Source organism: Burkholderia lata (assembly GCF_000012945.1).
In the GTDB taxonomy this organism is placed as follows: Bacteria; Pseudomonadota; Gammaproteobacteria; order Burkholderiales; family Burkholderiaceae; genus Burkholderia; species Burkholderia lata.
Window position 1 is genome coordinate 457,954 of sequence record NC_007509.1, and the last position, 24,829, is coordinate 482,782.

Annotated in this window: 23 protein-coding genes; 12 read left to right on the forward strand and 11 right to left on the reverse strand. The window is 64.3% G+C overall.

The annotated features are described in order from the left end of the window. From fucP to BCEP18194_RS01885, 3 genes are all read right to left on the reverse strand, one after another. Entirely contained in the window at positions 1–1,374 is a 1,374-nt protein-coding gene (gene fucP / locus BCEP18194_RS01875; RefSeq protein WP_011349595.1) for an L-fucose:H+ symporter permease, read from the reverse strand. Between the two features lie 41 nt (positions 1,375–1,415). After that, positions 1,416–2,342: a ribokinase gene (gene rbsK, locus BCEP18194_RS01880; RefSeq protein ID WP_041492577.1), complete on the reverse strand. Its 927-nt coding sequence runs from the start codon at positions 2,340–2,342 to the stop codon at positions 1,416–1,418. Between the two features lie 341 nt (positions 2,343–2,683). Further along, positions 2,684–3,361: a hypothetical protein gene (locus BCEP18194_RS01885; RefSeq protein ID WP_041492430.1), complete on the reverse strand. Its 678-nt coding sequence runs from the start codon at positions 3,359–3,361 to the stop codon at positions 2,684–2,686. 523 nt (positions 3,362–3,884) lie between these two features. On the opposite strand from BCEP18194_RS01885, the gene BCEP18194_RS01890 reads away from it, so the two are divergent. Together BCEP18194_RS01890 and BCEP18194_RS01895 are read left to right on the forward strand one after the other, a co-directional pair. Continuing rightward, the gene (locus BCEP18194_RS01890; protein ID WP_041492431.1) at positions 3,885–4,289 is read left to right on the forward strand and encodes a hypothetical protein; all 405 of its coding nucleotides are present in this window, start codon (positions 3,885–3,887) and stop codon (positions 4,287–4,289) included. 239 nt (positions 4,290–4,528) lie between these two features. Continuing rightward, the gene (locus BCEP18194_RS01895; protein ID WP_011349599.1) at positions 4,529–5,146 is read left to right on the forward strand and encodes a M17 family peptidase N-terminal domain-containing protein; all 618 of its coding nucleotides are present in this window, start codon (positions 4,529–4,531) and stop codon (positions 5,144–5,146) included. 257 nt (positions 5,147–5,403) lie between these two features. On the opposite strand, the gene BCEP18194_RS01900 is transcribed toward BCEP18194_RS01895, so the two are convergent. Together BCEP18194_RS01900 and BCEP18194_RS01905 are read right to left on the reverse strand one after the other, a co-directional pair. Further along, entirely contained in the window at positions 5,404–6,240 is an 837-nt protein-coding gene (locus BCEP18194_RS01900; RefSeq protein WP_011349600.1) for a restriction endonuclease, read from the reverse strand. A 356-nt stretch (positions 6,241–6,596) separates the two neighbouring features. Then, a complete protein-coding gene (locus BCEP18194_RS01905; protein WP_011349601.1) occupies positions 6,597–7,952 on the reverse strand; it encodes a hypothetical protein in 1,356 nt (451 codons plus the stop codon). Between the two features lie 609 nt (positions 7,953–8,561). Here BCEP18194_RS01905 and BCEP18194_RS01910 point away from each other — a divergent pair. Then, a complete protein-coding gene (locus BCEP18194_RS01910) occupies positions 8,562–8,765 on the forward strand; it encodes a hypothetical protein (protein WP_041492433.1) in 204 nt (67 codons plus the stop codon). 74 nt (positions 8,766–8,839) lie between these two features. Here the strand turns inward: BCEP18194_RS01910 and BCEP18194_RS01915 are convergent, their stop codons facing one another. Both BCEP18194_RS01915 and BCEP18194_RS01920 read right to left on the reverse strand, forming a co-directional pair. Next, positions 8,840–9,697: a PhzF family phenazine biosynthesis protein gene (locus BCEP18194_RS01915; RefSeq protein ID WP_011349602.1), complete on the reverse strand. Its 858-nt coding sequence runs from the start codon at positions 9,695–9,697 to the stop codon at positions 8,840–8,842. An 86-nt stretch (positions 9,698–9,783) separates the two neighbouring features. Continuing rightward, positions 9,784–10,602 carry a TrmB family transcriptional regulator gene (locus tag BCEP18194_RS01920; RefSeq protein ID WP_011349603.1) on the reverse strand — a complete coding sequence of 273 codons (819 nt, stop codon included), beginning with the start codon at positions 10,600–10,602 and terminating at the stop codon, positions 9,784–9,786. Between the two features lie 132 nt (positions 10,603–10,734). On the opposite strand from BCEP18194_RS01920, the gene BCEP18194_RS01925 reads away from it, so the two are divergent. The 4 genes from BCEP18194_RS01925 (at position 10,735) to BCEP18194_RS01940 (ending at position 14,692) form a co-directional block, all read left to right on the forward strand. Then, positions 10,735–11,100, forward strand: a complete 366-nt coding sequence (locus tag BCEP18194_RS01925; RefSeq protein WP_041492578.1) for a RidA family protein — start codon at positions 10,735–10,737, stop codon at positions 11,098–11,100. Beyond that, positions 11,097–12,302, forward strand: coding sequence for an MFS transporter (locus BCEP18194_RS01930; protein ID WP_011349605.1), 1,206 nt, complete (start codon positions 11,097–11,099; stop codon positions 12,300–12,302). Before BCEP18194_RS01925 ends, BCEP18194_RS01930 begins: the two co-directional genes overlap by 4 nt. Before the next feature lie 287 nt (positions 12,303–12,589). Further along, positions 12,590–13,297 carry an NUDIX hydrolase gene (locus tag BCEP18194_RS38620; RefSeq protein WP_011349606.1) on the forward strand — a complete coding sequence of 236 codons (708 nt, stop codon included), beginning with the start codon at positions 12,590–12,592 and terminating at the stop codon, positions 13,295–13,297. 3 nt (positions 13,298–13,300) lie between these two features. After that, a complete protein-coding gene (locus tag BCEP18194_RS01940) occupies positions 13,301–14,692 on the forward strand; it encodes an MFS transporter (protein WP_011349607.1) in 1,392 nt (463 codons plus the stop codon). A gap of 46 nt (positions 14,693–14,738) precedes the next feature. Here BCEP18194_RS01940 and BCEP18194_RS01945 read toward each other — a convergent pair whose 3' ends face one another. Further along, positions 14,739–15,710: an AraC family transcriptional regulator gene (locus tag BCEP18194_RS01945; RefSeq protein WP_011349608.1), complete on the reverse strand. Its 972-nt coding sequence runs from the start codon at positions 15,708–15,710 to the stop codon at positions 14,739–14,741. A gap of 94 nt (positions 15,711–15,804) precedes the next feature. On the opposite strand from BCEP18194_RS01945, the gene BCEP18194_RS01950 reads away from it, so the two are divergent. Together BCEP18194_RS01950 and BCEP18194_RS01955 are read left to right on the forward strand one after the other, a co-directional pair. Next, the gene (locus BCEP18194_RS01950; protein ID WP_011349609.1) at positions 15,805–16,635 is read left to right on the forward strand and encodes an oxidoreductase; all 831 of its coding nucleotides are present in this window, start codon (positions 15,805–15,807) and stop codon (positions 16,633–16,635) included. Between the two features lie 159 nt (positions 16,636–16,794). Continuing rightward, a complete protein-coding gene (locus BCEP18194_RS01955; protein ID WP_011349610.1) occupies positions 16,795–17,631 on the forward strand; it encodes an alpha/beta fold hydrolase in 837 nt (278 codons plus the stop codon). Between the two features lie 111 nt (positions 17,632–17,742). Here the strand turns inward: BCEP18194_RS01955 and BCEP18194_RS01960 are convergent, their stop codons facing one another. After that, positions 17,743–18,663 carry a LysR substrate-binding domain-containing protein gene (locus BCEP18194_RS01960; RefSeq protein ID WP_011349611.1) on the reverse strand — a complete coding sequence of 307 codons (921 nt, stop codon included), beginning with the start codon at positions 18,661–18,663 and terminating at the stop codon, positions 17,743–17,745. A 165-nt stretch (positions 18,664–18,828) separates the two neighbouring features. Here BCEP18194_RS01960 and BCEP18194_RS01965 point away from each other — a divergent pair, with 165 nt between their 5' ends. Together BCEP18194_RS01965 and BCEP18194_RS01970 are read left to right on the forward strand one after the other, a co-directional pair. Further along, complete coding sequence (locus BCEP18194_RS01965) at positions 18,829–19,479, forward strand: LysE family translocator (protein ID WP_011349612.1); 651 nt, start codon at positions 18,829–18,831, stop codon at positions 19,477–19,479. Positions 19,480–19,537: 58 nt separating this feature from the next. Continuing rightward, positions 19,538–19,912, forward strand: a complete 375-nt coding sequence (locus BCEP18194_RS01970; RefSeq protein ID WP_011349613.1) for a gamma-glutamylcyclotransferase family protein — start codon at positions 19,538–19,540, stop codon at positions 19,910–19,912. Positions 19,913–19,955: 43 nt separating this feature from the next. Here BCEP18194_RS01970 and BCEP18194_RS01975 read toward each other — a convergent pair whose 3' ends face one another. Both BCEP18194_RS01975 and BCEP18194_RS01980 read right to left on the reverse strand, forming a co-directional pair. Further along, entirely contained in the window at positions 19,956–20,672 is a 717-nt protein-coding gene (locus tag BCEP18194_RS01975) for a DUF3142 domain-containing protein (protein ID WP_011349614.1), read from the reverse strand. Positions 20,673–20,679: 7 nt separating this feature from the next. Beyond that, positions 20,680–22,851: a hypothetical protein gene (locus BCEP18194_RS01980; RefSeq protein ID WP_011349615.1), complete on the reverse strand. Its 2,172-nt coding sequence runs from the start codon at positions 22,849–22,851 to the stop codon at positions 20,680–20,682. A gap of 455 nt (positions 22,852–23,306) precedes the next feature. Here BCEP18194_RS01980 and BCEP18194_RS01985 point away from each other — a divergent pair, with 455 nt between their 5' ends. Continuing rightward, a complete protein-coding gene (locus tag BCEP18194_RS01985) occupies positions 23,307–24,815 on the forward strand; it encodes a hypothetical protein (RefSeq protein WP_011349616.1) in 1,509 nt (502 codons plus the stop codon). Positions 24,816–24,829 lie beyond the last annotated feature (14 nt).

Genomic DNA, 24,829 nt, shown 5'->3' on the forward strand with positions numbered 1-24,829 from the left:
TTATGCTCCCGACGTGTTGCGCGTGGCGGCGTAGCGCGCGGGCGCCTGACCGTCGGCGGCTGCGTCGGGCGTCGCGGCCGGCAGGTGGCGCAGGCAGTAGAAGCCGTAGTAGACGATCACGACGAAGCACACGAGCGGCACGACGAACGCGAGCTGCATGTTGCCGCCCGTGTGATCGGAGATCAGCCCCTGGATCAGCGGCACGACCGCGCCGCCGACGATGCTCATCACGAGGATCGAGCCGCCGTATTCGGTGTCCTTGCCGAGCCCGTCGATCGTGAGGCCGTAGATCGTCGGCCAGCACGGGCCGAGGAACACGCTCACGCCCACGGCGGCATAGACGGCCGTGATGTTGTGCACGCTGATCGTGTAGGCGAGCAGCGCGATGCACAGGATGCCGTAGACGATCAGCACCTTGGCCGGGCCGACGCGCTTCATCACGAGCGTGGCGACCAGCTTGCCGACGAAGAACGCGAAGAACGTGGCAAGCAGGTAGTGCGACGCGCCGCGCTCGGTGAGGCCGCCGATCTGCATCGCGAGCCGGATCGTGAAGCTCCACACGCCGACCTGCGCGCCGACATACAGGAACTGCGCGACGACCCCCGCGACGAAACGCCGGTTGCCGAACAGCCGTGCGAGCGTGCCGCGCGCGTCGATCCGGTGCGTGGCCACGCTGGGGCCGTTGCCCTTGCAGGCCGGGTAGGGCGTGAGTGCAAACACGATGAACACGGCGACGAGCACGACGATCAGCCACTTGTACGGCTCGAGCGTGGCCTGGATCATCGCGAGCTGGTGCACGTGCGCTTCGGCGGCCGACATCGCCGCGAGCTGCGCATGCGACGCATCGCCTTCCTTGAAGATCAGGAGGCTGCCCATGTAGACGCCGGCCATCGCGCCGAACGGATAGAACGTCTGCGAGATGTTCAGCCGCCGCGTGCTGGTTTCGCGCGGGCCCATCAGCGTCGAATACGAGTTCGACGCGGTTTCGAGGAACGACAGGCCGGCCGCGATCACGAACAGCGCGACCAGGAACATCCCGTACTTCGCCATCGACGCGGCCGGGAAGAACAGCAGGCAGCCGGTCGTGTAGAGCAGCAGGCCGACGAGGATCGTCGTCTTGTAGCTGAACTTCTTCACGACGGTTGCGGCCGGAATCGCGAGGAAGAAGTAGCCGAGATAGAACGCGGATTGCACGAATGCCGATTCGAAATCGGACAGGAAGAACGACTTCTTGAATTGCGCGATCAGCACGTCGTTCAGGTTCGCCGCGGTGCCCCACAGCGCGAACAGGCAGCACAGCAGCGTGAACGCGAAGAGCGGTGTGCGGTTCAGGTAATAGCCGTCGGGTGTGTGTTCGATTCTGGCTCGGCTCATGGGTGTCTCCTTCCCAATTGTCTCGTCGATGAAGGCGCCGGTCAGACGCCGGCGTCGCGGAGGAAGCGTTCGAACGTCGCGGTGTCGGCGTACGACTTCTGCGTGCCGAGGCCCGTGACCGAATGCGCGGCATACGCGGACGCGTAACGCATCGCGTCGAGCGCATCGCGTGACGCGGCATAGCAGCGCGCGAAGCAGCCGATATACGCATCGCCGGCGCCCGTCGTGTCGCGTGCGTCGACCGGTACGCCCGGCACGTGCCGCACACCGTCGCGCGATACCAGCAGCGAACCGTTGCTGCCGAGCGTGACGAGCACGTGCTTGAGCCCGCGCGCGACCAGCGCTTCGGCGGCGCGCGCCGCGCTGTCGCGCGAATCGACCGGCATGCCCGACACGATTGCGAGCTCGGTTTCGTTCGGCACGAAGAATTCGACGGTGCGGATCCGCTCGAAATCGAGATCGGCCACCGCGGGCGCGGGGTTCAGCAGCACGGGAATGCCGTGCCGCGCGCCGAACGCGATCGCGTGATAGACGGTGTCGAGTTCGATCTCGAGCTGCAGCACGATCAGCGCGCATTCGGCGAGCTGCGGCGCGGCCGCGTCGATGTCGGCCGGCGTCAGGTGGCGGTTCGCGCCTTTGACGATCAGGATGCTGTTGCTCGAATCGGGCTCGACGAAGATCGGCGCGACGCCGCTCGGCACGCCGGCGACCTTGCGCACGTGCGTGGTATCGATGCCTTCGCGCTCGAAGTTGCGGATCGTGTTGTCGGCGAATACGTCGTCGCCGACCTTCGTGACCATCACGACGCGCGCGCCGAGGCGGGCGGCCGCGACAGCCTGGTTCGCGCCCTTGCCGCCGCAGCCGAGCTCGAAGTTCGGTGCTTCGAGTGTTTCGCCCCGGGCGGGCATGCGTGCGACATAGGTCACGAGGTCGACCATGTTGCTGCCGATGACGGCGATTGTCTCCATCTGCGTCTCTTCCTTGGTATGGGGTGCGCCGCGTGCGTGGTCGGCAGCGACGTGCAACATACGATAATAAAATCACATTAAATGTGAGAATGCAATCATATGATGTTCGGAGGGTTACTTTCCAGGTCGGCGCGCGTGCGGCGGCTTCTCGGGGAAATCGAGGCTTCTGCCAGTTTTATTGTCTGATGTCGTACAAGAGTGGCGAGGCGAGAACCCGGTGCTGCGGGGGGGCTGCTGGAGGAAGTCGTGCCGACCGGGCGCATGGGTCGCCGGTGCGACGGGCCGGCTCGACAGAGCCGGCGGTGGCGAGGCGGGCGCGTTCGTGCGGGCGCGTCCGGCGCTTACGCGTACGTGGCGATCAGCGTGTCGAGATTGCGCTGCGCGCGCGGCGTGAGCGGCGCGAATTCCGCCGATTGAAACAGCGGGACCTGTGCGCGCAGGTGTTCGAGCGCCTGCCTGCGGCCTGTGCGAAATGCTGCCGACGGCGCATCGGGATCCTGCGCCCACTCGCGTGCGATGGCGCGGTCGTATTCGCGCAGCCGATCGGGCGCGGCCGCGAGGATCGCGAGATCGGCGTCGAGAAAAATCCGCCCGGCGCGCTGCAGGTTCGGATCGGATGCGAACGTATCGGGCAGACGATGCGACTTCGTCGCGAGCACGAGATCGTGCGCAACGGATACGTGCGAAGCGTGCGCATGCAACCAGGATTCGCTGCAGTGGGTGTTCGTGACTTCCACGAGCCATTGCGCGCTGCGTGCTTCGTTATCCGAGTATTCCGGCAGCGTCGTCGCATACACGAAGTCGTGCGCCCATACCGCGAGTTCGATCGCTGGCCACAGCGGTTCCGTGCGATACGGCGCGAGATGCGCGAACAGCTCGGCCAGGTGCGCGAGCGTGTGGTAGTGGCGTTGCGGTTCGCGATATGCGTGCTCGACGAGCGGCCAGACGGCGGCCGTGCCGAAGCAGGCGTCGCAGGAGGCGCGCAGCGTGCGGGCGAGGTCGGGGGCGAGGTCGGTCATCGGTGGCGAGCGGCTCGGGCTGGCGATGCGCGCAGCATAGCAAACGCGGCAGCGCGGGCTGCATGAACGCAGGAGATTCGTCGCATGCGGCGCGCTGACCTGCGCTGCGGCACGACATAAGTCCGTGTCCGTCATCGCGAGACACGGAGCGTCGGGCAGTGCGAGCGCCCGACGCGACATGTCGTGTGGTGTCGTGAAAGCGGGCGGGCCCAGGGGCGCGGGGCTGAAGTCGGCGGCGATGCCCCGCGTCTCGCGCTGGCGATTGACACGTCGAAGTCGTTGGCGCAACGTCATGAACTGCACGACGCCTTGCGCCGTGAATGGCGATAGTCGTAGTGATACTGTCATCCGCGCGTTCCGTATCCGGGACGCGAGCGATGTGTGATCTCGATGGACGACAGGCAACCGATGCCGTCTGTCGAGACAATCTTCCATGATGGCGCGTCGCAATGTGACTGGCGGCCTGCGAAACACGGCGCACGGGCCGCCACCGAATCGAACACGGTTGAACAGGTGAACCGATATGAATACTGGAACACATTCCCACCGGGCAGAACACTGCGCCCGCATCCGGACCGCGCTTCTCGATTTGCACCGGACCCTGGTCGAACTTGAGCGTCGCGAGTATGAGAAGACCCATGGGCACCAATCGGCCGGCGATTTTCTGCAGGTGATGGCCTTCGACGATTCGATGAAGTGGCTGGAGCCGCTCAGCCGACTGATCGTCATGCTGGACGAAGCGCTGGATCAAGAGGGTGAACTGGAGCTGACGCCGACGGTAGTCGTGGCGAGAACACGGGAATTGCTCAAGCTGGACCGTGCGTCCACGGACGCATTTGCGACGCGTTATCTGTATCACTTCGACAACTCGGCGGATCTCGCGGTCGACCACACTGCGTTGTTGAAGCTCATCGGCAACGTTGCGTAGGCCATGCTAGAAACGCGTGTTCGACGTGCCTGGCGCGACCTCTACGCGTCACGCCGACAGCACGTGTAGCCGCTGCGATTTCGCATGAACAGGAAGCCACCGAGGGCAATCCCGATCGGCACAAGCCGTTGATCCGGACTGCACGCACATGTCTGGTCCATTGCACGCGGATGGCTTTTGCATCGATCGTCAGGATCGAAGACGGGCCCGCCGCGTCCTGACCTCACGGGAGAGACGATATGGTTCTACGGCAGATCATCGGCAGTTGGCGTGATGTGTCCTTCGAAGTTGCCGCATGGGATGGCGTCGGCGCGCAGGTCGATCTTTCCTGCGGTTGCATGTTCGCCCGCGAGGCGGCAGGTGAGGGGCCGACGGGCGGACTACGCCATCTCGACCTCGCGCTTTCGGGGGCGCTCACCGGGTTGCGGCGCGAAGGCCACTTTCTGGCGGCGCCGATGGAAACACTGTTGATCAGCCGCCCGCCCGCGGGTATCGAAGTGGGCCGCGTGCTGTTGATCGGGCTCGGTGATCCCGCAAGCTGGACCATTGATGTCACCGCGGCTGCCGCCGCCACGGCCGCGCGAACGGCGATGCAGCAGGGTTTGCAAAGTGCAGCCTTCGCGCCGAGCATACTCGACGGCGGGTTGACGAGTGCGGCTACCGACGGTATGCCGCACGCCATGGTGACGGCCGTGCTGGCCACGATAGACACACAATACCGGATCGCGGAACTGGGGCTCTCTGCGCTACCGTCACTGCGCCATTGGGTCTTCGATGTCGGCGCGTCCCGCTTTGACGGAGCGGTAGAACAATTCGGAAACGCACTGGCGAGTGCACAGTCCCGGCGCTCGAAGTAGCGGAAGACCGATTCGGTTTGCGTGAAATGAGGCGTCCTCAGCTGTATAAGGCTGGACTGGACAAAGCAGACAGCATCAGATCGTCTGACTTAGTTCGGCCAAGAAGCGTCGTTCGCTATTACAGAGAACCCTTCATTCAGACGACTGCTTCATCCCGGCACCGGCCATTGCAGAATGAGTGATCGCCGCCATCTTGCACCAAGACCGTGAAATGAATTAGGCCGATCGTACGCTATCACTAAGCGGTTCACGGTGAGTCACCGATGATAAATGCCATCATCCAAAGGGGGGCCATCAGCAGTCACTCCGCTGATAGGCTCTCGTGGCTCAAAAATGGATCCACCAAACACTGCGTCGAAGTCTGCTTCCACGTCTGCTAGGTACTGCAACATAATGCCGAGCAATCCTCGAAACGTATCACAGTGCCATTCGATGTGGGGCGTAATCTTTGCTAAGACGTTATTCTTAAATTCACTTAGATTCGTTGGAACGTCTAACATGGTGCCCGTGCCCAACATCGGAGACAAAGCCATGTAATTAAACATGGACATGAACATTACCGGCCCACTGTTCTCTCGCCGCAACCGATCAAACTTATCCTGACCTTGACGGCTAAGCTTCTTGTATGCGTCGTCTCGATCAATATTGAATTCTTCGATGTATTGGAGCGGTTTGTCTGCGGCGTCACCGATACGTGGGCAGAAGTACCTTTTCCACCACGCCTCAAAATATCTTTGCTGAAACTCAAGGTACGTCATCCCCACTATATTCGTGTTCTGGGTGTATCGCTTAGCACCTTGTTGAAGCCCCTGCTTAGAAATGACTAATCCTATATTTGCACCAGTTTCTTGCATTATCGTTGTGAAGGAGTGAACGACGGATTGGGGTACTGCGCTACTCCAATTTTTGCATTCGACGATGTACCTAATTTTGTCGACACTCCGAACGTCTACTGCGAGGACATCAACATTCACCGAGCCACGCGGTGTTTCCAAATCGACCTCGACATCAGCACGTAACCCGACGTTACGGAAGATACGTTGAACGCCTGTTTGAAGGTCTTGCCAATTTTTTGGTAAAGGGTCATCAATCACAGCAGTCTCTCTTTTTTGCGATGCGCTAGCGAATAAGGTTACTAAGGTTCTCGTGTACCGGACATCAGCGATTTAACCGAACGGCACCTTAACCACTGCGCTAGGATAATCTATCTCTAGACATTTTTGCTGGCGTCGGCGGCAGTTATGGGTTACTGCAGAACATGGTTCGAAGCGTGTGCGAGGGCCACGTACATACCGCGAACATCTGCGCCCGTCCGAGACCGACCGTTCGACTAGATCAGAAAAGCGGTCGACAATGAGGCTACCCGATCCGCAAACATCCGCGTCGTAGAAAGGCGCAATCGAAAACAAATTGGCGCACGAGCCTCAGCCGACCGCGCCGGCTGCGACGGCTAGCGGATGAGATATCCGGGTGCATCGAGCGGGATGTGGAATCGCTCGTGTGGTTGCTCTCTGTACATTGCATCAAGCCTCGCAAACGTCTTCATGTGATTATCAAAATATTCGACGACACCCAGATCGATGCGATTCGGCATCTCTATCTCGGTGTCATCGCCAAGAATAATGTTAATTGCCGTAATTTCTTGGAAGTTCAAGAGACCAACCGATGTTTCGTTAAGTTTAGGGGCATTGCTAGCGAAGCTCCTCTTAAAAATCTCTGCATCACCTAGAACATTCAGTTCATCGATCCACGCTTGTTTCATTGGGACTGTGAATTCGCGTTCCAGATCGAGGGTGTCTTCGCCTACCTCTAGATAGTCAATCCACAGCGATCGGATGGCTTGCTTTGGGTTGGTTCTGACAAGTTCGAGGTAGCCCGAACGATTCTCTTCACCCATTTCTTGCATCCAACCATACGTGAACAGAACAGTTTTGAAAAATAGCAATGGACGATTTGCGGCCCGTCTCAACTCCATCGCCAGCGCGTTCCCGAGTCTTTGATTGAGCGTCGACGGCTCAATTATATTCGCCATCGCTGCCATTCCGAAGTCGGTCGCGTCTAGAGAAAATCTGCACAGCGCTGCAACATAAATCAACAGATCGCGAAGAGCCAATTCTGGAAAGTGCACGCGCGCAAGGTTTAGAAGAACGGAATACTCCAAACGGGCAGGGTCGTTGAGTAAAGCCGAAAAGCTACGCTCGATGTCTTCGAGGCGGAGAATGCGTAGAGCGTTGTCTTCGAGCGATTCAGTGTCCGAAATTCTGGATAGATACTCGCTAGCCGTGGCGTTCGCTTCAAGCAGCGACAACATACTCAGTGGGACTTGATGTTGGCAAACATCGTTGCGGAAATAGCAGACTATAAGCACCGCACCGAATTGCGTTGTGTAACGAAGAGTGTGATGAAGCGTTTCGCAATCCATCGGGGGAACGTCGGTGGTCGAGAGCAACTCGGTATGCATTTCAATCTCAGATGTCTCAAGCATGAACACCTTTTGAGCGTCTTCATATTCTGAGCCCTTCTCTTCAAGGTATTTGATGGTTCGAAGCTTGCGAAGGATGTATTGACACCCCCATGCCGTCGTTGTCATATCTAGAAAGTGGGTAATCTCATGCTTCAACAGTGCCCGAATCTCAACTTGACGCTCGCTGAGTTCTGTTGTGCCATTTTGGGGCTGAATTGCCCCGAGAATTTCCTCCTTATGCTTACTATCGTAGATGCTTAAGACAATGATATTTGAGAAAAAGTCGAAATAACCTTCGTAATCGGGTGTGCATAGATATCTTTGCATAGGTTGTCCATTCATTTACTGTTACCGGGTCTTGCCATTCACGGTTGGCCTGTCCGGTGACAAACGCCATCGCGAAGAGTCCGACAAGATCTAATTTTATTATCTCGTCGCTGAAATCCGAAGAGCGGTGCTCTTAGGCGCGTTCGGCTTTCTGATGAGATCCTTTTGCTGGAGACGATCCGGCCGACGCGACTGTCCTCGACGTTGAGGGTGCTGCACCCTTACTGCTCAACACCGCCTCCCTCGAAGCGCTCGCGGACGCATACCGGCGCAGCCCTTTCGATTCTTCGGCGATTATGCGGGACTTGTCGATCCGGCTGCCTTCGCTCAGCGGCTGCGGCCGCTGCGTGTTCGCCGAGCGTCCCTTTGCGGGACCGGTGGCCCCTTATACTGGAAGTCCGAGGCACTCACAATGCGGCCATTGAAGTCACCATGGCTTGAGTGGCTCCTTCGGGTCGATCACGGCCTTTGATGAGGTGACGTCCAAGCAATCTCAGACCCGATCTGACGCTGTCTGATAGATCAGGTCTAGACTTGCACACCTCAGCCGGCTCGTCGGGTCGTCCACCTCCACCTCCACGTCCGCCAGCGGCGTGCAGCCGGCATCCATTCCTCGAGCCACCGATGATCGCTGCCGTCGATCCGAATCGATTCGCCCTGGCGCACGCGGCAGCGCAGCAGCTTTTGACCTCGGACGCCAACTGCAAAGCGAAACTCGATCGGCGTCACCGTTGTCATTCCGCCTCGTGGCCGGTGGCGGATCGCGCGCTGGTGACGGCCATGTATGCCATGGTCGCGGACACGAAGCCTGCCCCGGAAGATTGCTGACGAAACTGTCGTCGCAGCGTGGGCCGCGAACCGCGCGATACCGCGGACTGTAACGACCTATCCGTCGGGCGCGTCTACACGTTGACGACACCGCGCCCGAGTTCGATCACGCGCCCGCCGACGCCGATTTCACCGCTCGCACTGACCAACAACCGCAGCAGGCAAGGCCGGCCGACGGCTTCACCCTGTTCGACTTGAAACGCGGCGGGCAGGCCGCGCTTCATCGCAAGCAGCCACCCGCCCAGATTCGCGCAGGCAGATCCCGTGCCCGGATCTTCCGAGACGCTGCCTTGCTTCACGAAGAAGTAGCGCGACACCACCGTCCCCGGGCGCTCGGCATCGAACGCGAATACGTAGGCGGTCTTGCGGCCGAGGCTGCTGGTCGGCCAGATGTCGAGGCATGCGCTGTCGGGCTGCGCGCGGCGCACGGCAGCGGCGTCCTTGAGTGCGACCAGCAACTGGTCGGCGCCGGTGTCGACCCAGATCGGCGGTGCGAGCAGATCGTCTTCCGTGAGCCCCAGCAGTGCCGCGATTCGCGCGTCGGGCAACTCGCACGGCGCCGTCTTCGGCATGCCTGCGTGCGGTGCAGTGAATGTCCACACGTCGTCATGCGCGCTCACGTCGACCACCCCGGCCTTGAACTCGAGCGCGAGATCGTTGCCCGTACCCAGCAGGTCGCGCACGACATGCGCGGTGCCGAGTGTCGGATGGCCGGCAAAGGCCATCTCATAGCCCGGCGTGAAGATGCGAACCCGCGCATGTGCGCGCTCCGACGGCAGCACGAAGGTCGTTTCGGACAGGTTGAACTGCACCGCGAGTGCCCGCATGGTCGCGTCGTCCATGCCGCGCGCATCTTCGAATACGCAAAGCGGGTTGCCGCCGAAAGTCGATTCGGCGAAGACATTCAGCAGGCGGAAGGCATAGGCGGTCATTTGACGCTCGTGTGTGTGAGGGGATTACCGTACCGGGGCGGGTGCGCGCGGCTCGATGCACCGGCAGCCGCGCGGCGTCGCATGGGTCAGCTCGGCTTGTCGAGCGGCGCAAGCATCGCCTGCATGTCGGGATGCTTCAGGATTTTCCGGTACTCCGCCGGACTCATTGCGTCGATCAACACGCGCCCGCTCACGTCCGCCTTGATGTACTCGACTGCGAGCAGCGCGATGACCGGATTGGTCGTCAAGGTGGCGTGATCGGGTGAATGATCGCCGAATTCCGCCACCACTGCCTCGGTGTTGTCCGCCACCGCGACGGCGAGCCGGCGACCGGACAGCCTGAGCCTCGCGCTGGCGCCGCATTTGGCCATGTCGTAGTGGCGCGGCCCGTTGAGCGTGCGAGTGCCGTAGATCGCCACGTGCGTGTCGACGCCCCGTGCCGCGGCAGCCTCGAGCAGCGGCCCGAGGTCGTCGATCTCTTCGTCCCAGACGCCCGCGAAGATCTGTGTTTTCGCATTGACGATGACGCGCGCGAACGCGCTGGCGATCGCCTCCCGCCCGCTCAACGACCAGACGAGCCCCGGCTCCTGCTGGACCGGCAGCCGATCGAGCGCGCCCGCGGCCAGTTCGAGATCCGCATTGAAGCGCGTGCGCAAGTCCTCGAGCAAGGACCGGTGGGGTACGGCCGCATAGCGGACGGGTTCCGACCGGTTGACGAGCACCGCCCCGCGCGTTTCCAGGCGACCCAGGGTTTCGTAGATCTTCGATGGCGGCATGCCGGCGCGCCGGCCGACTTCCGCGCCCGTCAGTGCGGCCTGCCCGACAAGGGCCGCGTAGGCCTGCGCCTCGTACTGGGTGAATCCAAGCCGGATCAACGACGTGATCAGCTCCGTGTTTTCGCTCATCTGTATCGGCTCCTGCGCCCACGACGACCTGCATGGGCTCCTTGATTAACTACCGGAGTAGTATACAATCGCCCGAACTTACTACCCAAGTAGTAGGCGATGTATCTCAACCTGACTGGAGGGATCTTCAAGATGCGTAAACGGATCAGCACCGGCTCCCCGTGGGAGCCCAAGGTCGGCTACTCGCGCGCGGTGGTCGTCGACAACACCATCTACATTTCGGGGACGGCGGGCAAAGGCGCGGACGTGTACGCGCAGACACGCGATGCGCTGGCGACGATCGACCGTGTGCTGGCGGACAGCGGGTTCGCGTTGTCGGATGTTGTCCAGAGCCGCCTGGTGGTGGCGGACTTCGACAACTGGGAAGCGGCGGCGCGCGCGCACGGGGAAATCTACGGCGATATCCGGCCGGCGTTTTCGCTGGTGCACGCGCTTCCGTTCGTCGATCCGGAAATCCTGGTCGAAGTCGAGGCGATCGCGGTCAGGGCCGCGGCATGACCGTCGCCGGCAACCGCGTGCCGCTGTCCCGCACCGCGACGGGGGTGCTCGCGGTGGCGGCCGGCGTGGCGATCGCGAACGGCTATGCGTTGCAGCCGTCGCTGTCGGCCATCGCGAGCGAGTTCGGCGTGGCTGCGTCGCGCATGGCGGCCCTCGCGTCCGTAACGATGCTCGGTTACCTGGTCGGCCTTGCATGGCTGGTGCCGCTGGTTGACCGGTTCAGTCCGCGCGTGCTCGTCTCGACGCAGATGGGCGTGCTCGCATTGCTGCTGGCGTGCGCGTCGTGGTCGCCCGGGCCGCTCGCGCTCGACGCCGGCTTCTTTCTGGTGGGCGCGGCAACGACAGTGGCGGCGCAATGCAGCGCGGTTGCCGGCAAACATGCGGATCCGCACCGGCGCGGCGTGGCGATGGGGGCCGTGTCGGCGGGCATTTCCGCCGGGATCCTGTTGAGCCGTTTCGTGGGCGGCGTACTGTCGCAATGGTGCGGATGGCGCGGCGCATTGCTCGCGCTGGCCGGGTGCGTTGCGCTGGCCGCGATCGGCGCTGCGGTGCTGTTGCCCGGTGGCCGGCCGGAAAGGCTGCCCGGCCGTGCGAACGCGATCGGTGCCATTCCGCGGTTGCTGCGCGACAGCGCTCAGTTGAGGCGCCGTACCTGCGCCGGCATGCTCTGGTTCTTCGCGTTCAACCTGGTCTGGGTGGGGCTCGCGCTTCGCCTGGCCGAGCCGCCGTATCGCCTCGGTGCCGCGGCGATCGGCGCGTACAGTCTCGCGGGTGTGCTGGGCCTCGGCGTCACGCGCGTGGCCGGAAAACTCGCCGACCGATTCGGCGATCGCGCGGTCATCCGGGGCGGGCTCTTCATGTCGGCCGTGTCGGCCTTGCTGCTTGCCGTTGCGCTCGGTCGTCCCGGATGGCTGGGCGTGGGGCTGGCCATGTTCGATGCCGGTTGCTTTGCCGCGCAGGTCGCGAACCAGACGCGTGTCGTCGCGATTGAGCCGGCTCGAGCCGGGGCATTGAGCGCAGCGTACCTGACGCTTTACTACGCGGCGGGTGCCGGCGGTGCGGTGGCGGCAGGGTTGCTCAACGCGCGAGCCGGGTGGGGCGCGATGATGCTCGTGACGGCTGCGGCAATTGCGGCAGCCGCGTGGATCGGTACTGCATCGCCCCGCATCGATGCGCGGAGCGAGCCGACCTCCGCCGCTTGAGTGCGGACACGACCTGCGTGCGCGCGTGCCCGATCCGATATTCATTTTTCGTGCATGATCGGAATGCTCCGTTGATCGACGGCGATCCCGTTCCGGCATTCAACTATCCGCAACGCTGGCGGATATTTTTTACGCTGGAACAGACATTCACGCGCTCGCGCGTGTCATTTGCGATCGCATGCGAACACGGGCTCATCGGATTGGCCACAACGACGCCGTGCCCATGCAACACGTGTCGGGTTCAGTGTCGCGCAGCGCGTGCCGGTTGCCGCACGCAGGAGGAAGACATGGAACCAGACAGAAGCATCCCGAATACCGGCGGCGGGTTGGCCGGCGTGCATGCGGAAGCCGGCTCGCCGCAGGCGCTCCTGGACGCGATCGTCCGTGGCGTGGAAGGCCGCGGCATCCCTGCCGGCACTGATTGGCCGACGGCGAAGCAAAGCCTCGCGGACAACGAGGGGCAGTGGAAATTCTCGGCGGTGCTGGTCGCGATCGTCGCGCGGCGCGAGCCGACGATCCTGCTGACCAAGCGTTCGCCGGATCTCAGCGAATACTCGTCGCATGTGAGTTTTCCGGGCGGACGCCCGGCCGAGTCCGACCGCGATATCGGCGCGACTGCGTTGCGCGAGGCGTTCGAGGAAATCCGCCTCGCGCCCGATGCGGTTCGCGTGGCTGGCAGCTTGCCGATTCATCAAACCAGAAAGCGCAATCACGCGATCTTTCCCGTGATCGGCATCGTGCCGGAAACGGCGAAATGGGAAGCGGCGCCCGCGGAAGTCGCGGAGATCTTCGAGTTTCCGTTCGCCGCGCTGCTGAATCCGGATCTGCCGCGCCAATACACGGACGGCGAGCGCACGGGCGCGTGGTACTGGGCGGAGCAGACGCAGGACATCTGGGGCGTGACGGCGCTCATCCTGAAGTCGCTCGCGGGGCTGGTACGCGATGCCGTGCGCGGCGATGCGTTCATGCACCGGGCCTTCGTCCGGCAAGGGTGACTCATGGAGATGGCAGAAACGTTCGGCGACGAAGGGTTCGACATCCCGCGCCGCTATTTTGCAGCGGTCGCGATTCTGGTCGGCGTATTCATGTCCGCACTGGACAGTGCGATCGTCAATATCGCGCTGCCGACGATCTCGGCCGACCTGCACGTGAGCGCGGCGTCGGTCATCTGGGTCGCGAACGGGTATCAGGTGGCGAGCGCGGCGACGATGCTGACGTGCGCGTCGCTCGGCTCGAGAATCGGCGAGCGACGCTTTTACACGATCGGGCTCGTGTTGTTTACGATCGCGTCGCTCGGCTGCGGCCTGGCGTCCACCTTCGGCGCGCTGGTGGTGATGCGGATCCTGCAGGGGATCAGCTACGCGATCCTGATCAGCGTGGGCTACGGTCTCTACCGGGTGATCTTTCCGCCCGCTTCGCTGGGGACGATCTTCGGCGTCAATGCGCTGATATTCGCGGTGGGGACGGCCGTCGGCCCCGCATTGGGCGGCCTGATCGTCTCGTGGGCATCGTGGCCCTGGCTGTTCTTCATCAACCTCCCGTTCGGGATCGCTGCGATCGCGTTCTCGTTCGTCGCGCTGGGGAAGGACACGCATCGGGAGCGCGGCTTCGACGTGCCGGGCGCGGTGACTTCCGCCGCGGCATTCGGCCTCTTCGCGCTTGCGGTCGACCAGATCGGACGGTGGAGCAACCGTACCGTGCTCGTGCTTGCCGTCGCGGCGGCGGCGTTGATGCTGGCCTTCTGCATCGGGCAGACCCGGGCACGCCATCCGCTGTTGCCACTGGATATTTTCAGGTCGCGCCGGTACACGTTCGCGGTGCTGACGTCCGTGACGATGTTCGTGTCGCAGGGCATGGCCTTGGTGGCGTTGCCGTTCGTGCTGCAGCACACGTATGCGTACAGCGTGTTGAAATCGGCGCTGGTCTTTACGCCCTGGCCGATCGCGGTCGCGCTGTGCGCGCCATTTGCCGGGCGACTGGCGAATCGCTTCAATGCGACGCAGCTGTCGAGCGTCGGCGTGCTGACGTTTTGTCTCGGGATCGGGTCGCTGATCCTGTTGCCCGCGCAACCAACGGTCGGGGATTTCCTGTGGCGCGTTGCGCTGTGCGGCGTGGGGTACGGCTTCTTCCTGCCGCCGAACAACAAGGAGATGTTTGCGAACGCGGCGAAAAACCGGACGGCCACCGCGTCAGGCGTGCTGTCGACCGCGAGAACGACCGGCCAGTCGATCGGCGCCGCGCTGGTTGCCGTGGTGATCGCACTGGTGGGCGGCGCGGGCGGAGGAGGGGGCGAGCGGCTGTTTCCCGTCTACGTTTTCGCGTTGGCTTGCGCGATCGCCGCGCTGTCGTTCTTTGCAAGCATCGCGCGCATCTACCGGCAGCGGGGCTAGGTGCGGCTGATGGAAATCGACGCGCCGGCGCGTTGCGATGCCCGATTCAATGCGACGACACGAACGCCGCATCCTCGAATGCCGCCGGAATGGCGAAGCTTTCGCGCATGCGCTGCGTCTCCTTCGCCGGCGTCAGGCCGAACAGGCGCTTGAATTCGCGGCTGAACTGCGACGGGCTCGCATAGCCGACCGCGTAGCCGGCCGCCTCCGCGGTCAGGTCCTCGCGCACCATCAGCAAGCGCGCCTGGTGCAGCCGCGTCGACTTCAGGTACTGCATCGGCGACACCTGCGTGATCGCCTTGAAGTGGCTGTGAAAGCTCGGCACGCTCATGCCGGCTTCGTCGGCCAGTTGCGGCACGTCGAGCGGCTGCGCGTAATCGGCGTGGATCACGCGCAGTGACCGGCCGATCCGGCCGAACTGCCCGCGCATCGCCAGCGCACTGCGCATCGCGCTGCCCTGCGCGCCGGTGAGCACGCGGAAATACAGCTCGCGCAGCAACGCCGGGCCGAGCACCGCGGCGTCGAGCGGCCGGTGCATCGCCTCGACGAAACGCAGCACCGACGTGTGCATCGTCTCGTCCATCGGCGTCGACATCATGCTCCTGGGCGCCTGCACGGATTCCGCTATGCCGGCGCGGTCGATCTGCGCCGCGAGTTCGGCGGCCATCGTGAAATCGAGGTGCAGATACAGCGCGAGCAGCGGGCGCTCGGGCGTGGCGTCGGTTTCCATGCTGAACGGCACGGGCACGGATACCGCCAGGTAGTGGTGCTCGTCGTACAGATAGCGCTCGCCGCCGAAGTAGCCGCGCTTGCAGCCCTGGCACACGATCACGATGCCCGGGTCGTACAGCACCGGCGTGCGCGACAGCGCGCGGTTCGAGCGCAGGATGCGCACGCTCGGCAGCGCCGTCAGGTTGTAGCCTTCGTCGGGCGCCAGCGCGCGCAGCAGCGTCACCAGGCGCTTCCGGTCGCGCGGCGGCAGCGACGGGGATCGGGCGGAGGTGGGAGCGGTGCTCATAGTTTTGTGCAAGAAAATCAGCGGAATCGAGCTTATTCGACGTGGTTCGTCAGACTAGTATGCACGCTCCAATCGACATTCGGGAGAAGCTCAAATGGCATCCAGCAAGCTCATGCTCATCACCGGCGTCAGCAGCGGCTTTGGCCGCGCGCTCGCGCAGGAGGCGCTCGCGGCGGGTCACACGGTGGTCGGCACCGTGCGAAGCGCGCAGGCGGCGCGGGATTTCGACGTGCTGTCCGCGCAGGCGTTCGCGCGGGTACTCGACGTGACCGACTTCGATCGCATCGACGGCGTCGTGGCGGACATCGAGGCGAACGTCGGGCCCGTCGACGTACTGGTGAACAACGCAGGCTACGGGCACGAAGGGATCATGGAAGAAGCGCCGCTCGCGGAAATGCGCCGGCAGTTCGACGTGAACGTATTCGGCGCGGTCGCGATGATGAAGGCGGTCGTACCGTTCATGCGGGAACGGCGGCGCGGCCACATCCTCAACATCACGTCGATGGGCGGTCACATCACGATGCCGGGCATCACTTACTACTGCGGCAGCAAGTTTGCGCTGGAAGGCATTTCCGAATCGCTTGGCAAGGAGCTTGAGCCGTTCGGCATCGCGGTGACGGCTGTGGCGCCGGGTTCGTTCCGCACCGAGTGGGCCGGCCGCTCGATGCTGCGCACGCCGCGCTCGATCGCGGATTACGACGCGATTTTCGACCCGATCCGCCAGGCACGCGAAGAGAAGAGCGGCAAGCAGTTGGGCGATCCCGCGAAGGCTGCGCGGGCGATGCTCGCGGTGATCGCGGCGGACCATCCGCCTGCGCATCTGTTGCTCGGCAGCGATGCGCTGCGGCTGGTGCGCGGGAAGCTGGCGGCACTGGACGAGGAAATTCGCGCGTGGGAGGCCGTGACGGTGTCGACGGATGGTTGACGTGCGGCGCGGCACGATCGTTCGCCCGTAGCGGGTTCGTCCACGTTATCGAAAGTGTCGACGACCATTCGCAACTTGGCATCATCGTTTAACAATCCTGTTCGATAATGGCTGCCGGCCACAGCGCCGAGTTCAACCACCTTACAGGAGTCCATCGCGATGCCAACCGTCACAACGAAGGATCACGTCGAGATTTTCTACAAGGACTGGGGCCCGAAGGACGCGCAGCCCATCATGTTCCACCACGGCTGGCCGTTGTCCGGCGACGACTGGGACGCGCAGATGCTCTTCTTCGTCCAGAAGGGCTATCGCGTGGTGGCGCACGATCGTCGTGGCCACGGCCGGTCGGCGCAGGTGTCGGACGGCCATGACATGGATCACTACGCGGCAGACGCGTTCGCGGTCGTCGAAGCGCTCGACCTGCGCAATGCGGTGCACATCGGTCACTCGACCGGTGGCGGCGAAGTGGCGCGCTATGTCGCGAAGCACGGCGAGCCGGCCGGCCGCGTCGCGAAGGCGGTGCTGGTCAGCGCGGTGCCGCCGCTGATGCTGAAAACCGCATCGAACCCCGAAGGCCTGCCGCTCGAGGTGTTCGACGGTTTCCGGAAAGCGCTCGCCGACAATCGCGCGCAGTTCTTCCTCGATGTGCCGAGCGGCCCGTTCTACGGGTTCAACCGCGAAGGTGCAACCGTCCATCAGGGCGTGATCCGCAACTGGTGGCGGCAGGGGATGGAAGGTAGCGCCAAAGCGCATTACGAAGGCATCAAGGCGTTTTCGGAAACGGACCAGACCGAAGACCTGAAGTCGATCTCCGTCCCGACGCTCGTGCTGCACGGCGAAGACGACCAGATCGTGCCGATCGCGGATGCCGCGCTGAAGTCGATCAAGCTGCTGAAGAACGGCACGCTGAAGACCTACCCGGGCTACTCGCACGGGATGCTGACGGTCAACGCGGACGTGCTCAACGCCGACCTGCTGGCTTTCGTGCAGGCGTAATGGTGTCGGCGCGGGCCCGCCTCGGCGGGCTGCGCTGTCGTTGCGTGCCGGCGGTGCGGGGTGTACCCGTCGCGCCGTCGGCAACGCGGCCGGATCGCCGGCCGCAGCGGTTCAGCCCGGACCGTTGAAGCGGATGCCCGGAAACGTCAGGCGCGGCATCCGGCTTTCCAGGAACGCGAGCAGTTCGCGCACCTGCGCGGCCTTGGCGGAGTCGTCCGGCCAGATCAGGTAGTACGCGTCGCCGGTATTGACGGCCGTCTTGAACGGCAGCACCAGCTGCTTTTCGTCGATGGCCGTCGCACACAGCGCGAGATCGCCAATCGAGAGGCCGTGGCCGGCAATCGCCGCCGCGATCCCCTGTTCGAGCATGTCGAACACCTGCCCGCGCGTGATGTCCACCTCGAGATCATGGCCGCTGCCCTTGAGCCAGCGGCGCCAGTCGCGCCGATCGGGCGACGGGTGGATCAGCTCGCACGCCGCCGGATTCGTGCGGGCGACCGTCGCGGTCGCCCGCGAGCACACCGGAATCAGCCATTCGTCGAACAGCTTCACGCACTGCGTGGCCTCGCCGAACTTGCCTGCGCCGAGCAGGATCGCGCAATCGTAGGATTCGCTGAAAAAATCGACGGTATCGACATCCATCCACACGCTCGCGATCTGCACCTCGAACGCGGGCCGCGTGTCGCGAAACGCGGCCAGTGCGTCGAGCAGCCAGCGCATCGTGAGCGTGGAAGGCGCCTTGAGCCGCAGCACGTCGCGTTGCGACTGGAACAACACGCAGGCCTCCTCGATCTGCCGGAAGCCGCGCCGCAGGCCCGACGCGAAGATGTGCGCCTCCGCCGTCACGGTCATTTTCGGGCCGCGCCGGACGAACAGCTTCCGGCCGAAGTAGGCCTCGAGCGTCCGGACGTGCTTGCTCACCGCGCTTTGCGTGAGGCTCAGTTCCTCGGCGGCCAGCGTAAACGAGCCGGTGCGCGCGGCGCTTTCGAACGCGCGCAACGCGTAGACAGGGGGGAGCGGTTTGGCCTTCACGGGTTTTGAATATGAATAAAACTCATGTCATCCAGCAGGATTTTCCGTTTTTCAGCAGCGGGCCGGGCACGCAATACTTCAGAAAGCCGTGCAATCCGGTGCGCTGAATCCCGATGATGCCACCGTGGCGGGCACGCGCGTCAATTCATCCAACAACTTTTTGTCATGGCACTTCATTACCCGCTGCTGTTCGCCTATCTCGCCGCGATCGTGCTGCTCATCGCGACGCCCGGCCCGGTCGTCATGCTCGTGGTCGGCACCGTCGCGCGGCGCGGCTTTCGCCAGGGGATGCTGACCGCGGTGGGCGCGAATGCCGCGAGTCTCGTGATGATCGCGGGGGCGATGCTGATGGTGTTCGGCGTCGTGCTCGTCAGCGAGCGGCTGCTCACGGGGCTGCACGTGGCGGGATGCATCTTCATCGCGGTGCTGGCCATCCGGACGCTGCTCGGCGAATGGCGCGCCGGCCGTTCGCGCAACGGCAATGACGCTGCGCAAGGCGAACCGGCATCGCAGGCGCGGCGCTTGCCGGGTGTCGTGCGCGGCTTTCTCGTCGGCATCGCGAATCCGAAGGACCTGCTGTTCTTCGTCGCGTTCTTTCCGCAGTTCGTCGGCATCACACCGGATTCGCGCGTGAGCCTGGCCATCCTGGCCGTGCTGTGGATCGCGGTCGATTTCACGATCCTGACCAGCTACATGGCCGCGATCAACCATCCGCTGATTCATCGCAAGCAGCGGTGGATCACGGCGTCGTCGGCGGGCGCGCTGCTCGTGATTGCGCTCGCCGGGCTCGGCGGGGCAATCGCGGGTGCCGCGTAAGCCCGTCGGCGATCTGCGTTACGCTTCGTTTGCCCCAACGCCTTTATCGAGTTCAATCATGTCCAGCCCCCCCCCGACTTTCTCCGAACACCTCTTCTCCTATGGCACGCTGCAACTCGAACCGGTGCAGCTCGCGACCTTCGGCCGCAAGCTCGACGGTCGTGAGGATGCGATGCCCGGTTACGCGATGACGATGCTGAAGATCGACGACCCGGAAGTGGTCGCGACGAGCGGGAAGACGCATCATCCGGTGGTGGCCTATACCGGCCAGTCTGGTGATCGTGTCACGGGCACCGTGTTTGCGATCACGCCGGAAGAACTGCAGCACGCGGACGACTACGAAGTCGACTCGTATCGCCGCGATCGCGTGGTGCTCGAGTCGGGCGTCGCCGCATGGGTGTACGTGGACGCGACTTCGCCGCGACCGGCGTAAATCCGGTGCGCGGAAAGGCGGGCCGCCGCCGCGCCTTGGGCTGCTAGTCGTTGCGCAGGAACACGACGTAGCCGCGGAACCACGGGTTCGTCGCGAGGTACGGCGGCGCGTCCCATTCGCCGCCCTGGATGATGCCGATGCGAAACGGCAACTGCAGCCGCGCGACGCGCGGCAGGTAGTCCGCGTAGTCGGGGATCGTGCTGCGTCCCTGGTAGGTCTGCACGACCACTTCGTCGACGATCCCCCTGAGCTGGTTGACCTGGTCGGTATCGATGCGGCTGCTCCAGTCGAGCAGCCCGGTGATGCTCAGCCGGCAATCGGCGGGCAGCGTCTCGCGCAACGACCGCAGGAATTCGAGGTAATCCTGCAGGTGGCGCGTGCGCGCATCGAAGTCGATCTGGATACCGGTGATCGTGCGGCCCGACGCGCGCCAGCGCGTGAGCTGCGCGAGCATGATCTGCGTGACGCGCGGCGTCCAGCGCAGCGTATGCGCACGATAGACGAGCCACACGCGCGCCTGCGGCGCGGGCGGCAGCGCGACGCCCTGCGCGATCACGCGGACCTGCGACTCGTCCCGCGGCGACGCCTCGATCTGCCCTTGCAGCACGTAGACGGTGCGTGCGCCATGCACGACCGCCTGCGGCTTGACGCCCGCCCACAGCCAGAACGCGTCGTACCGCGCGGCGTCGACGGTGCCGGCCAGTGCGACGCGTCCGGCCAGCAGCAGCGCGATGCACGCTACGCACGCGATACGCTTCACGCAGCGCTTACCAGTAGTAGCGGAGCTTCTGCGCCCACGGGCTCCCCGCGTAGCTGGCCTTCAGCGTATCGAACCAGCGCTTGCGCACGTTCTTCGGCACGTCCTTGCCGCCGCATTCGTTGGAGCCGCCCGGCGCATAGCACTTGATCGCACGGTAGTACGCGTAGGCGCGGTCGTTCGGGTTCGCCTGCGCATCGGCCATCACCGTCACGTAGCTCGACATCCGCTCGTACGGCTTGCCGGCGAACTGCGACGGCCCGGCGCCGAGCGTCGGCGGGATGCGGGTGGCGGCCGTCGTCGATGCGTTGCGTATCCACATCGGCACCGGATCGTTTTCGAGGCCGGGCGCGGGCGGGTGCAGGCGCACGAAATCGGCGAGACAGTTCAGCCCTTTCGCATCGGCGGGATTCTGCTGGAGTGCCGCGGCGATGTCGTTCGCCGACGGGCACGCATAACCGTCTTCGTTTTTGGCGCCGGCTGCGATGAACGGCTTCAACGGATCGGCAGGCTTGCCGGACACCAGCACGGCATCCGCGATGTACTCGGCGTAATGCGAGCGCGTGAGTTCCTTGTACAGCAGCGTGTACAGCGCGGTGTCGCGCATCGCGCCGCCGGTCGCCTGGTTTTGCGCCTGCGCACGCAGCAGGTCCGCATTGGCCGAGCGTTGCAGCAGCACGGCGCGGATCGCGGCGTTCTGTACCGGCGAATCGTCGGCGAACGCGTCGTTGACGAGCCCGGCCTGTTCCAGGTTGATCGCGAGCGCGAGTTCCAGCGCTTCGCGCTGGAAGCGGAATTTCGCGAGCGGGATCAGGTCGCGCCACAGCTGGCGCGCCTTGTCGGACTGGCCGCTATCCTCCAGCGCGAATCCGCGCAGCGCCTGCTGGCTCAGGCCGAAGTAGTCGAGCGGTTCCGCGGGCGTCTGCGGCAGCAACGCGAGCGCGGCGTCCGGCTTGTGCCCGATCTGGACATACCAGGTCGCGAGCAGGTAGTCGTAGAGCGCGGGCGCATTCGCGAAGCGCGGCTTCTGCGCCTGCAGTTCGTCCAGCGTCAGCGGCTTGGCGCGGCTCGAGTCGCTGTTTTCCGACGTGCGCATGCGCAGCAGGTCGACGGTCGCGAGCACGGTCGGCGACTGGATCTGGCTCGCGTCGTAGTCCGACCCGAACAGCAGCTTGCTGTCGAGTTCGTTCGCCAGCTGGATCAGCGGCACATTCGACGTTGCCGGCGACCAGCGCGCGAGCGCGTGGCCGTACAGGTCGGCCTGCTGCGTGACGTTGCCGCCGAGCCACGCGACACGCCGCAACAGCCCCGTCGCGGAGGTCGCATAGCGCCCCTGCGGATACACCTTCAGGTAAGTGCGAAACACCGTATTCGCGGCGTCGAGCGACACCTTCGTCACGCGGCCGCGCGTCGGCGTGGGGCTGTCGTTGTCGAACACGTTGGCCTGCGCGGCGTTCAGCTGCGCGCGCCCGGCCATATAGAGCCCGGTTTCCTTCAGCCACGGGTTCGCGCTGTGCGATGCGTTCGCAAAGGCCTTGGTCGCGGTGAGGAAGTCGGCGCGATAGAACGCGTTCGTGCCGTCGAGGTACGCGGCGAACTGCTGGCCGAGCGGCGACTTGACCGGCGGTTTCGTCCAGGCCGCGCTCGCGCCGCCCGCGGCGCAGGTCTTCTGCGCGATGTCGGCGCGTGCCGCGCGCAGGCGCGTGGCTTCATCGGCGGGGAGGCCGCCGGCACCGCCCAGTGCGTCGCTGAACGCATCGGCGCCCGAGGTCATGCTGCGGCAGATGCTGCCTTCGCCGTCGGCATACTGGTTCGACGGTGTTCCGGTATCCGCTGCGCCGTCGGTCTTGTCGGGCTCCTTCTGCCCGATCGAGATCCACCCGGAAAAGTCCATCGGAAACGGCACGATGATCTGGTTGATCCGGTCTTTCGCCGGGATCGTCTTCGGGTCCGGAAATGCCTGCGCGACCTTGGCGCTGTCGACCATCATCAGCATCGCGTTGATGCGCGTGTCGTTGGCGGGGCTCAGCATCGGCACGTTGGCGCAGGAGTAGTTGGTCTGCCGGAGCGTGGTCGGCGCATAGCAGCCGTCGTCCCCGCTGGCATGGGCAGCCGGAATCCAGAGCAGGCTGGCCGCCAGCGCGGCGAACAGGTTTCGGTGCAGCAATGGGCTATTGGGCATTTTTTCTTGTGCCGGGTGTAGGGCCGCAGCGGCCGGGTCTCTCAGGTGAGGCGCTTCGCCCCGGCGCGTATCGTACCGCACCGGCCGCTTCGGCCGCGAGCGCGCGCAGGCCGGCCGGCAGTCGCATCCAATGCGGGCCGGTGAAATGGAAGTCCACTCAGTGTAGACGCAACGCCACCTTGAATCCGGACCGCCTGAATTAAGATGCAGCCGGCAGTGACGGACCTCCGACGATAGACGACCGGTCGTCGTCCACGCTGCCCGACGGGGGTGGTCTGCCGAAAGCGGCGTCCGCATCGATCCGCACGACGGAGTCGATCATGGATGAAGGGGAACGGCTGCCGGTTTCCAAGCCTGTTCAATAGTATTGCTTATCAATGGGCCGATCGATGCGATGCATCGTGCGGCGAACGGCAGACGAGAGTGCGCCGGAACACGAAAACAAGAGGATTCCGATGAAACCCATTACATGGATGGTCATGGCAGTCGCGCTCGCGCTGTCCGCCTGCGGCGGCGACGACGTTGCCAAGAACGACGGCGCGTCGTTGTCGTCGCCGAACAATCCCGGTTCACCTTCCGGTCCGACCTCGCCCGGTGGCGGTTCGAACGGCGGGCCGACGGGCGGCAGCGGGCCGACGCAGCCGCAAGCCGGGTGGTCGAAGGCTGCCGCCGTGGACGGCAAGGGCCCGGAAGGCCAGCCCAGCGTGACCCTCGACGCGAGCGGCAACGCGCTCGCCACCTGGATGACCAATGGCCCGGCCGGCATGTCCGGCAACGAGATGTGGGGCGCGCGTTATGCGGCGGGCTCGGGCTGGGGAAGCGCGACGCGGCTCGACACGAGCGACGGTTCGCATGCGATGAACACGCTGATCGGGGTGCAGCCGAAACTGGTCGGCAACGCGAGCGGGCAGGCGGTCGCGTTCTGGACCGAATGGACGCCGGGTCCCAACACGTACGCCCTGTGGGCGAGGCCGTACAGCCCGGGTAGCGGATGGGGCACGCCCGTCACGCTGGCGGCCGACATGGCCGGTTCGTCCTATTCGGCCGGCATGGACAGCCAGGGCAACGCGCTGGTCACGTGGACGCAGTCGATCAGCCTGCTCGATACGCGCATCGCGTGGACGCGTTATACGCAGGCCGGGCAGTGGTCGCCGACGGCACTGGTCCAGATGCCGGTGCAAAGCGGGCCGGGCGCCGTGACCGGCGATACCGACAACGTGAGGCCGATGCTGTCGGTCCTGTCTTCAGGCCGCGCGGTGCTGGCGTGGCGGCAGACCAACCATACGAAGTCGGCGCTGTGGACGGCCACGTACGACGCGACCAACGGCTGGACCAACGTCAACCAGGTCGTATCGAACGCGAGCCTGTTCACGACGATCATCTCGCCGGTCGCCGGCATGGACGCGAAGGGCAACATCACGCTGGTCTGGGGGCAACTCGACGTGACGGGCGGGAAGCTCTACACCGCCACGATGTCGCAGCGCTATGTATCCGGAACCGGATGGCAGCCCGCGCAGCCCGTCGCCCCGGCGATCGTGGTGCCCACGGGGTTCATCGCGACGCCGATGCTGACCGTCAACGAAAACGGCGTGGCCGCCGCGATGTGGGGGGAAAGCGGCGCGGTCCTGCAGGCGAGCGTGTCGGATGCCAACGGAAACTGGGGGGCGCTGCAGAAGCTGACGGAACACCTGAACGGGGCGGCGCTCCAGTACCCGCCGCTGGTGATCGACCTGGCCGGCAATGTGACGGTCGCCTGGGAGGACACGGGCACGCCGAACGCGTCGGTCCTCCTCGTGGGCGGCTACCGGAACGGCGCGTGGAGCACCGCCACGCTGGATCCGCAGGATGGGACGTGGCCGGCGCTGGCCGTCAATGCGGCGGGGGCGATGGCGCTTGTCTGGCAGGGGTTCGCCGCGAATATCGGCAGCCAGATCCAGTCCAGTTTTTATACGCCGGGCTCGTAATCGTGTCGCGTCGG

Excerpts from the sequence above, each read along its gene's own strand:
- fucP (WP_011349595.1), bottom strand. The coding sequence starts at position 1,374 with ATGAGCCGAGCCAGAATCGAACACACACCCGACGGCTATTACCTGAAC.
- rbsK (WP_041492577.1), bottom strand. The coding sequence starts at position 2,342 with ATGGAGACAATCGCCGTCATCGGCAGCAACATGGTCGACCTCGTGACC.
- BCEP18194_RS01885 (WP_041492430.1), bottom strand. The coding sequence starts at position 3,361 with ATGACCGACCTCGCCCCCGACCTCGCCCGCACGCTGCGCGCCTCCTGC.
- BCEP18194_RS01890 (WP_041492431.1), top strand. The coding sequence starts at position 3,885 with ATGAATACTGGAACACATTCCCACCGGGCAGAACACTGCGCCCGCATC.
- BCEP18194_RS01895 (WP_011349599.1), top strand. The coding sequence starts at position 4,529 with ATGGTTCTACGGCAGATCATCGGCAGTTGGCGTGATGTGTCCTTCGAA.
- BCEP18194_RS01905 (WP_011349601.1), bottom strand. The coding sequence starts at position 7,952 with ATGAATGGACAACCTATGCAAAGATATCTATGCACACCCGATTACGAA.
- BCEP18194_RS01910 (WP_041492433.1), top strand. The coding sequence starts at position 8,562 with ATGATCGCTGCCGTCGATCCGAATCGATTCGCCCTGGCGCACGCGGCA.
- BCEP18194_RS01915 (WP_011349602.1), bottom strand. The coding sequence starts at position 9,697 with ATGACCGCCTATGCCTTCCGCCTGCTGAATGTCTTCGCCGAATCGACT.
- BCEP18194_RS01920 (WP_011349603.1), bottom strand. The coding sequence starts at position 10,602 with ATGAGCGAAAACACGGAGCTGATCACGTCGTTGATCCGGCTTGGATTC.
- BCEP18194_RS01925 (WP_041492578.1), top strand. The coding sequence starts at position 10,735 with ATGCGTAAACGGATCAGCACCGGCTCCCCGTGGGAGCCCAAGGTCGGC.
- BCEP18194_RS01930 (WP_011349605.1), top strand. The coding sequence starts at position 11,097 with ATGACCGTCGCCGGCAACCGCGTGCCGCTGTCCCGCACCGCGACGGGG.
- BCEP18194_RS38620 (WP_011349606.1), top strand. The coding sequence starts at position 12,590 with ATGGAACCAGACAGAAGCATCCCGAATACCGGCGGCGGGTTGGCCGGC.
- BCEP18194_RS01940 (WP_011349607.1), top strand. The coding sequence starts at position 13,301 with ATGGAGATGGCAGAAACGTTCGGCGACGAAGGGTTCGACATCCCGCGC.
- BCEP18194_RS01945 (WP_011349608.1), bottom strand. The coding sequence starts at position 15,710 with ATGAGCACCGCTCCCACCTCCGCCCGATCCCCGTCGCTGCCGCCGCGC.
- BCEP18194_RS01950 (WP_011349609.1), top strand. The coding sequence starts at position 15,805 with ATGGCATCCAGCAAGCTCATGCTCATCACCGGCGTCAGCAGCGGCTTT.
- BCEP18194_RS01955 (WP_011349610.1), top strand. The coding sequence starts at position 16,795 with ATGCCAACCGTCACAACGAAGGATCACGTCGAGATTTTCTACAAGGAC.
- BCEP18194_RS01965 (WP_011349612.1), top strand. The coding sequence starts at position 18,829 with ATGGCACTTCATTACCCGCTGCTGTTCGCCTATCTCGCCGCGATCGTG.
- BCEP18194_RS01970 (WP_011349613.1), top strand. The coding sequence starts at position 19,538 with ATGTCCAGCCCCCCCCCGACTTTCTCCGAACACCTCTTCTCCTATGGC.
- BCEP18194_RS01980 (WP_011349615.1), bottom strand. The coding sequence starts at position 22,851 with ATGCCCAATAGCCCATTGCTGCACCGAAACCTGTTCGCCGCGCTGGCG.
- BCEP18194_RS01985 (WP_011349616.1), top strand. The coding sequence starts at position 23,307 with ATGAAACCCATTACATGGATGGTCATGGCAGTCGCGCTCGCGCTGTCC.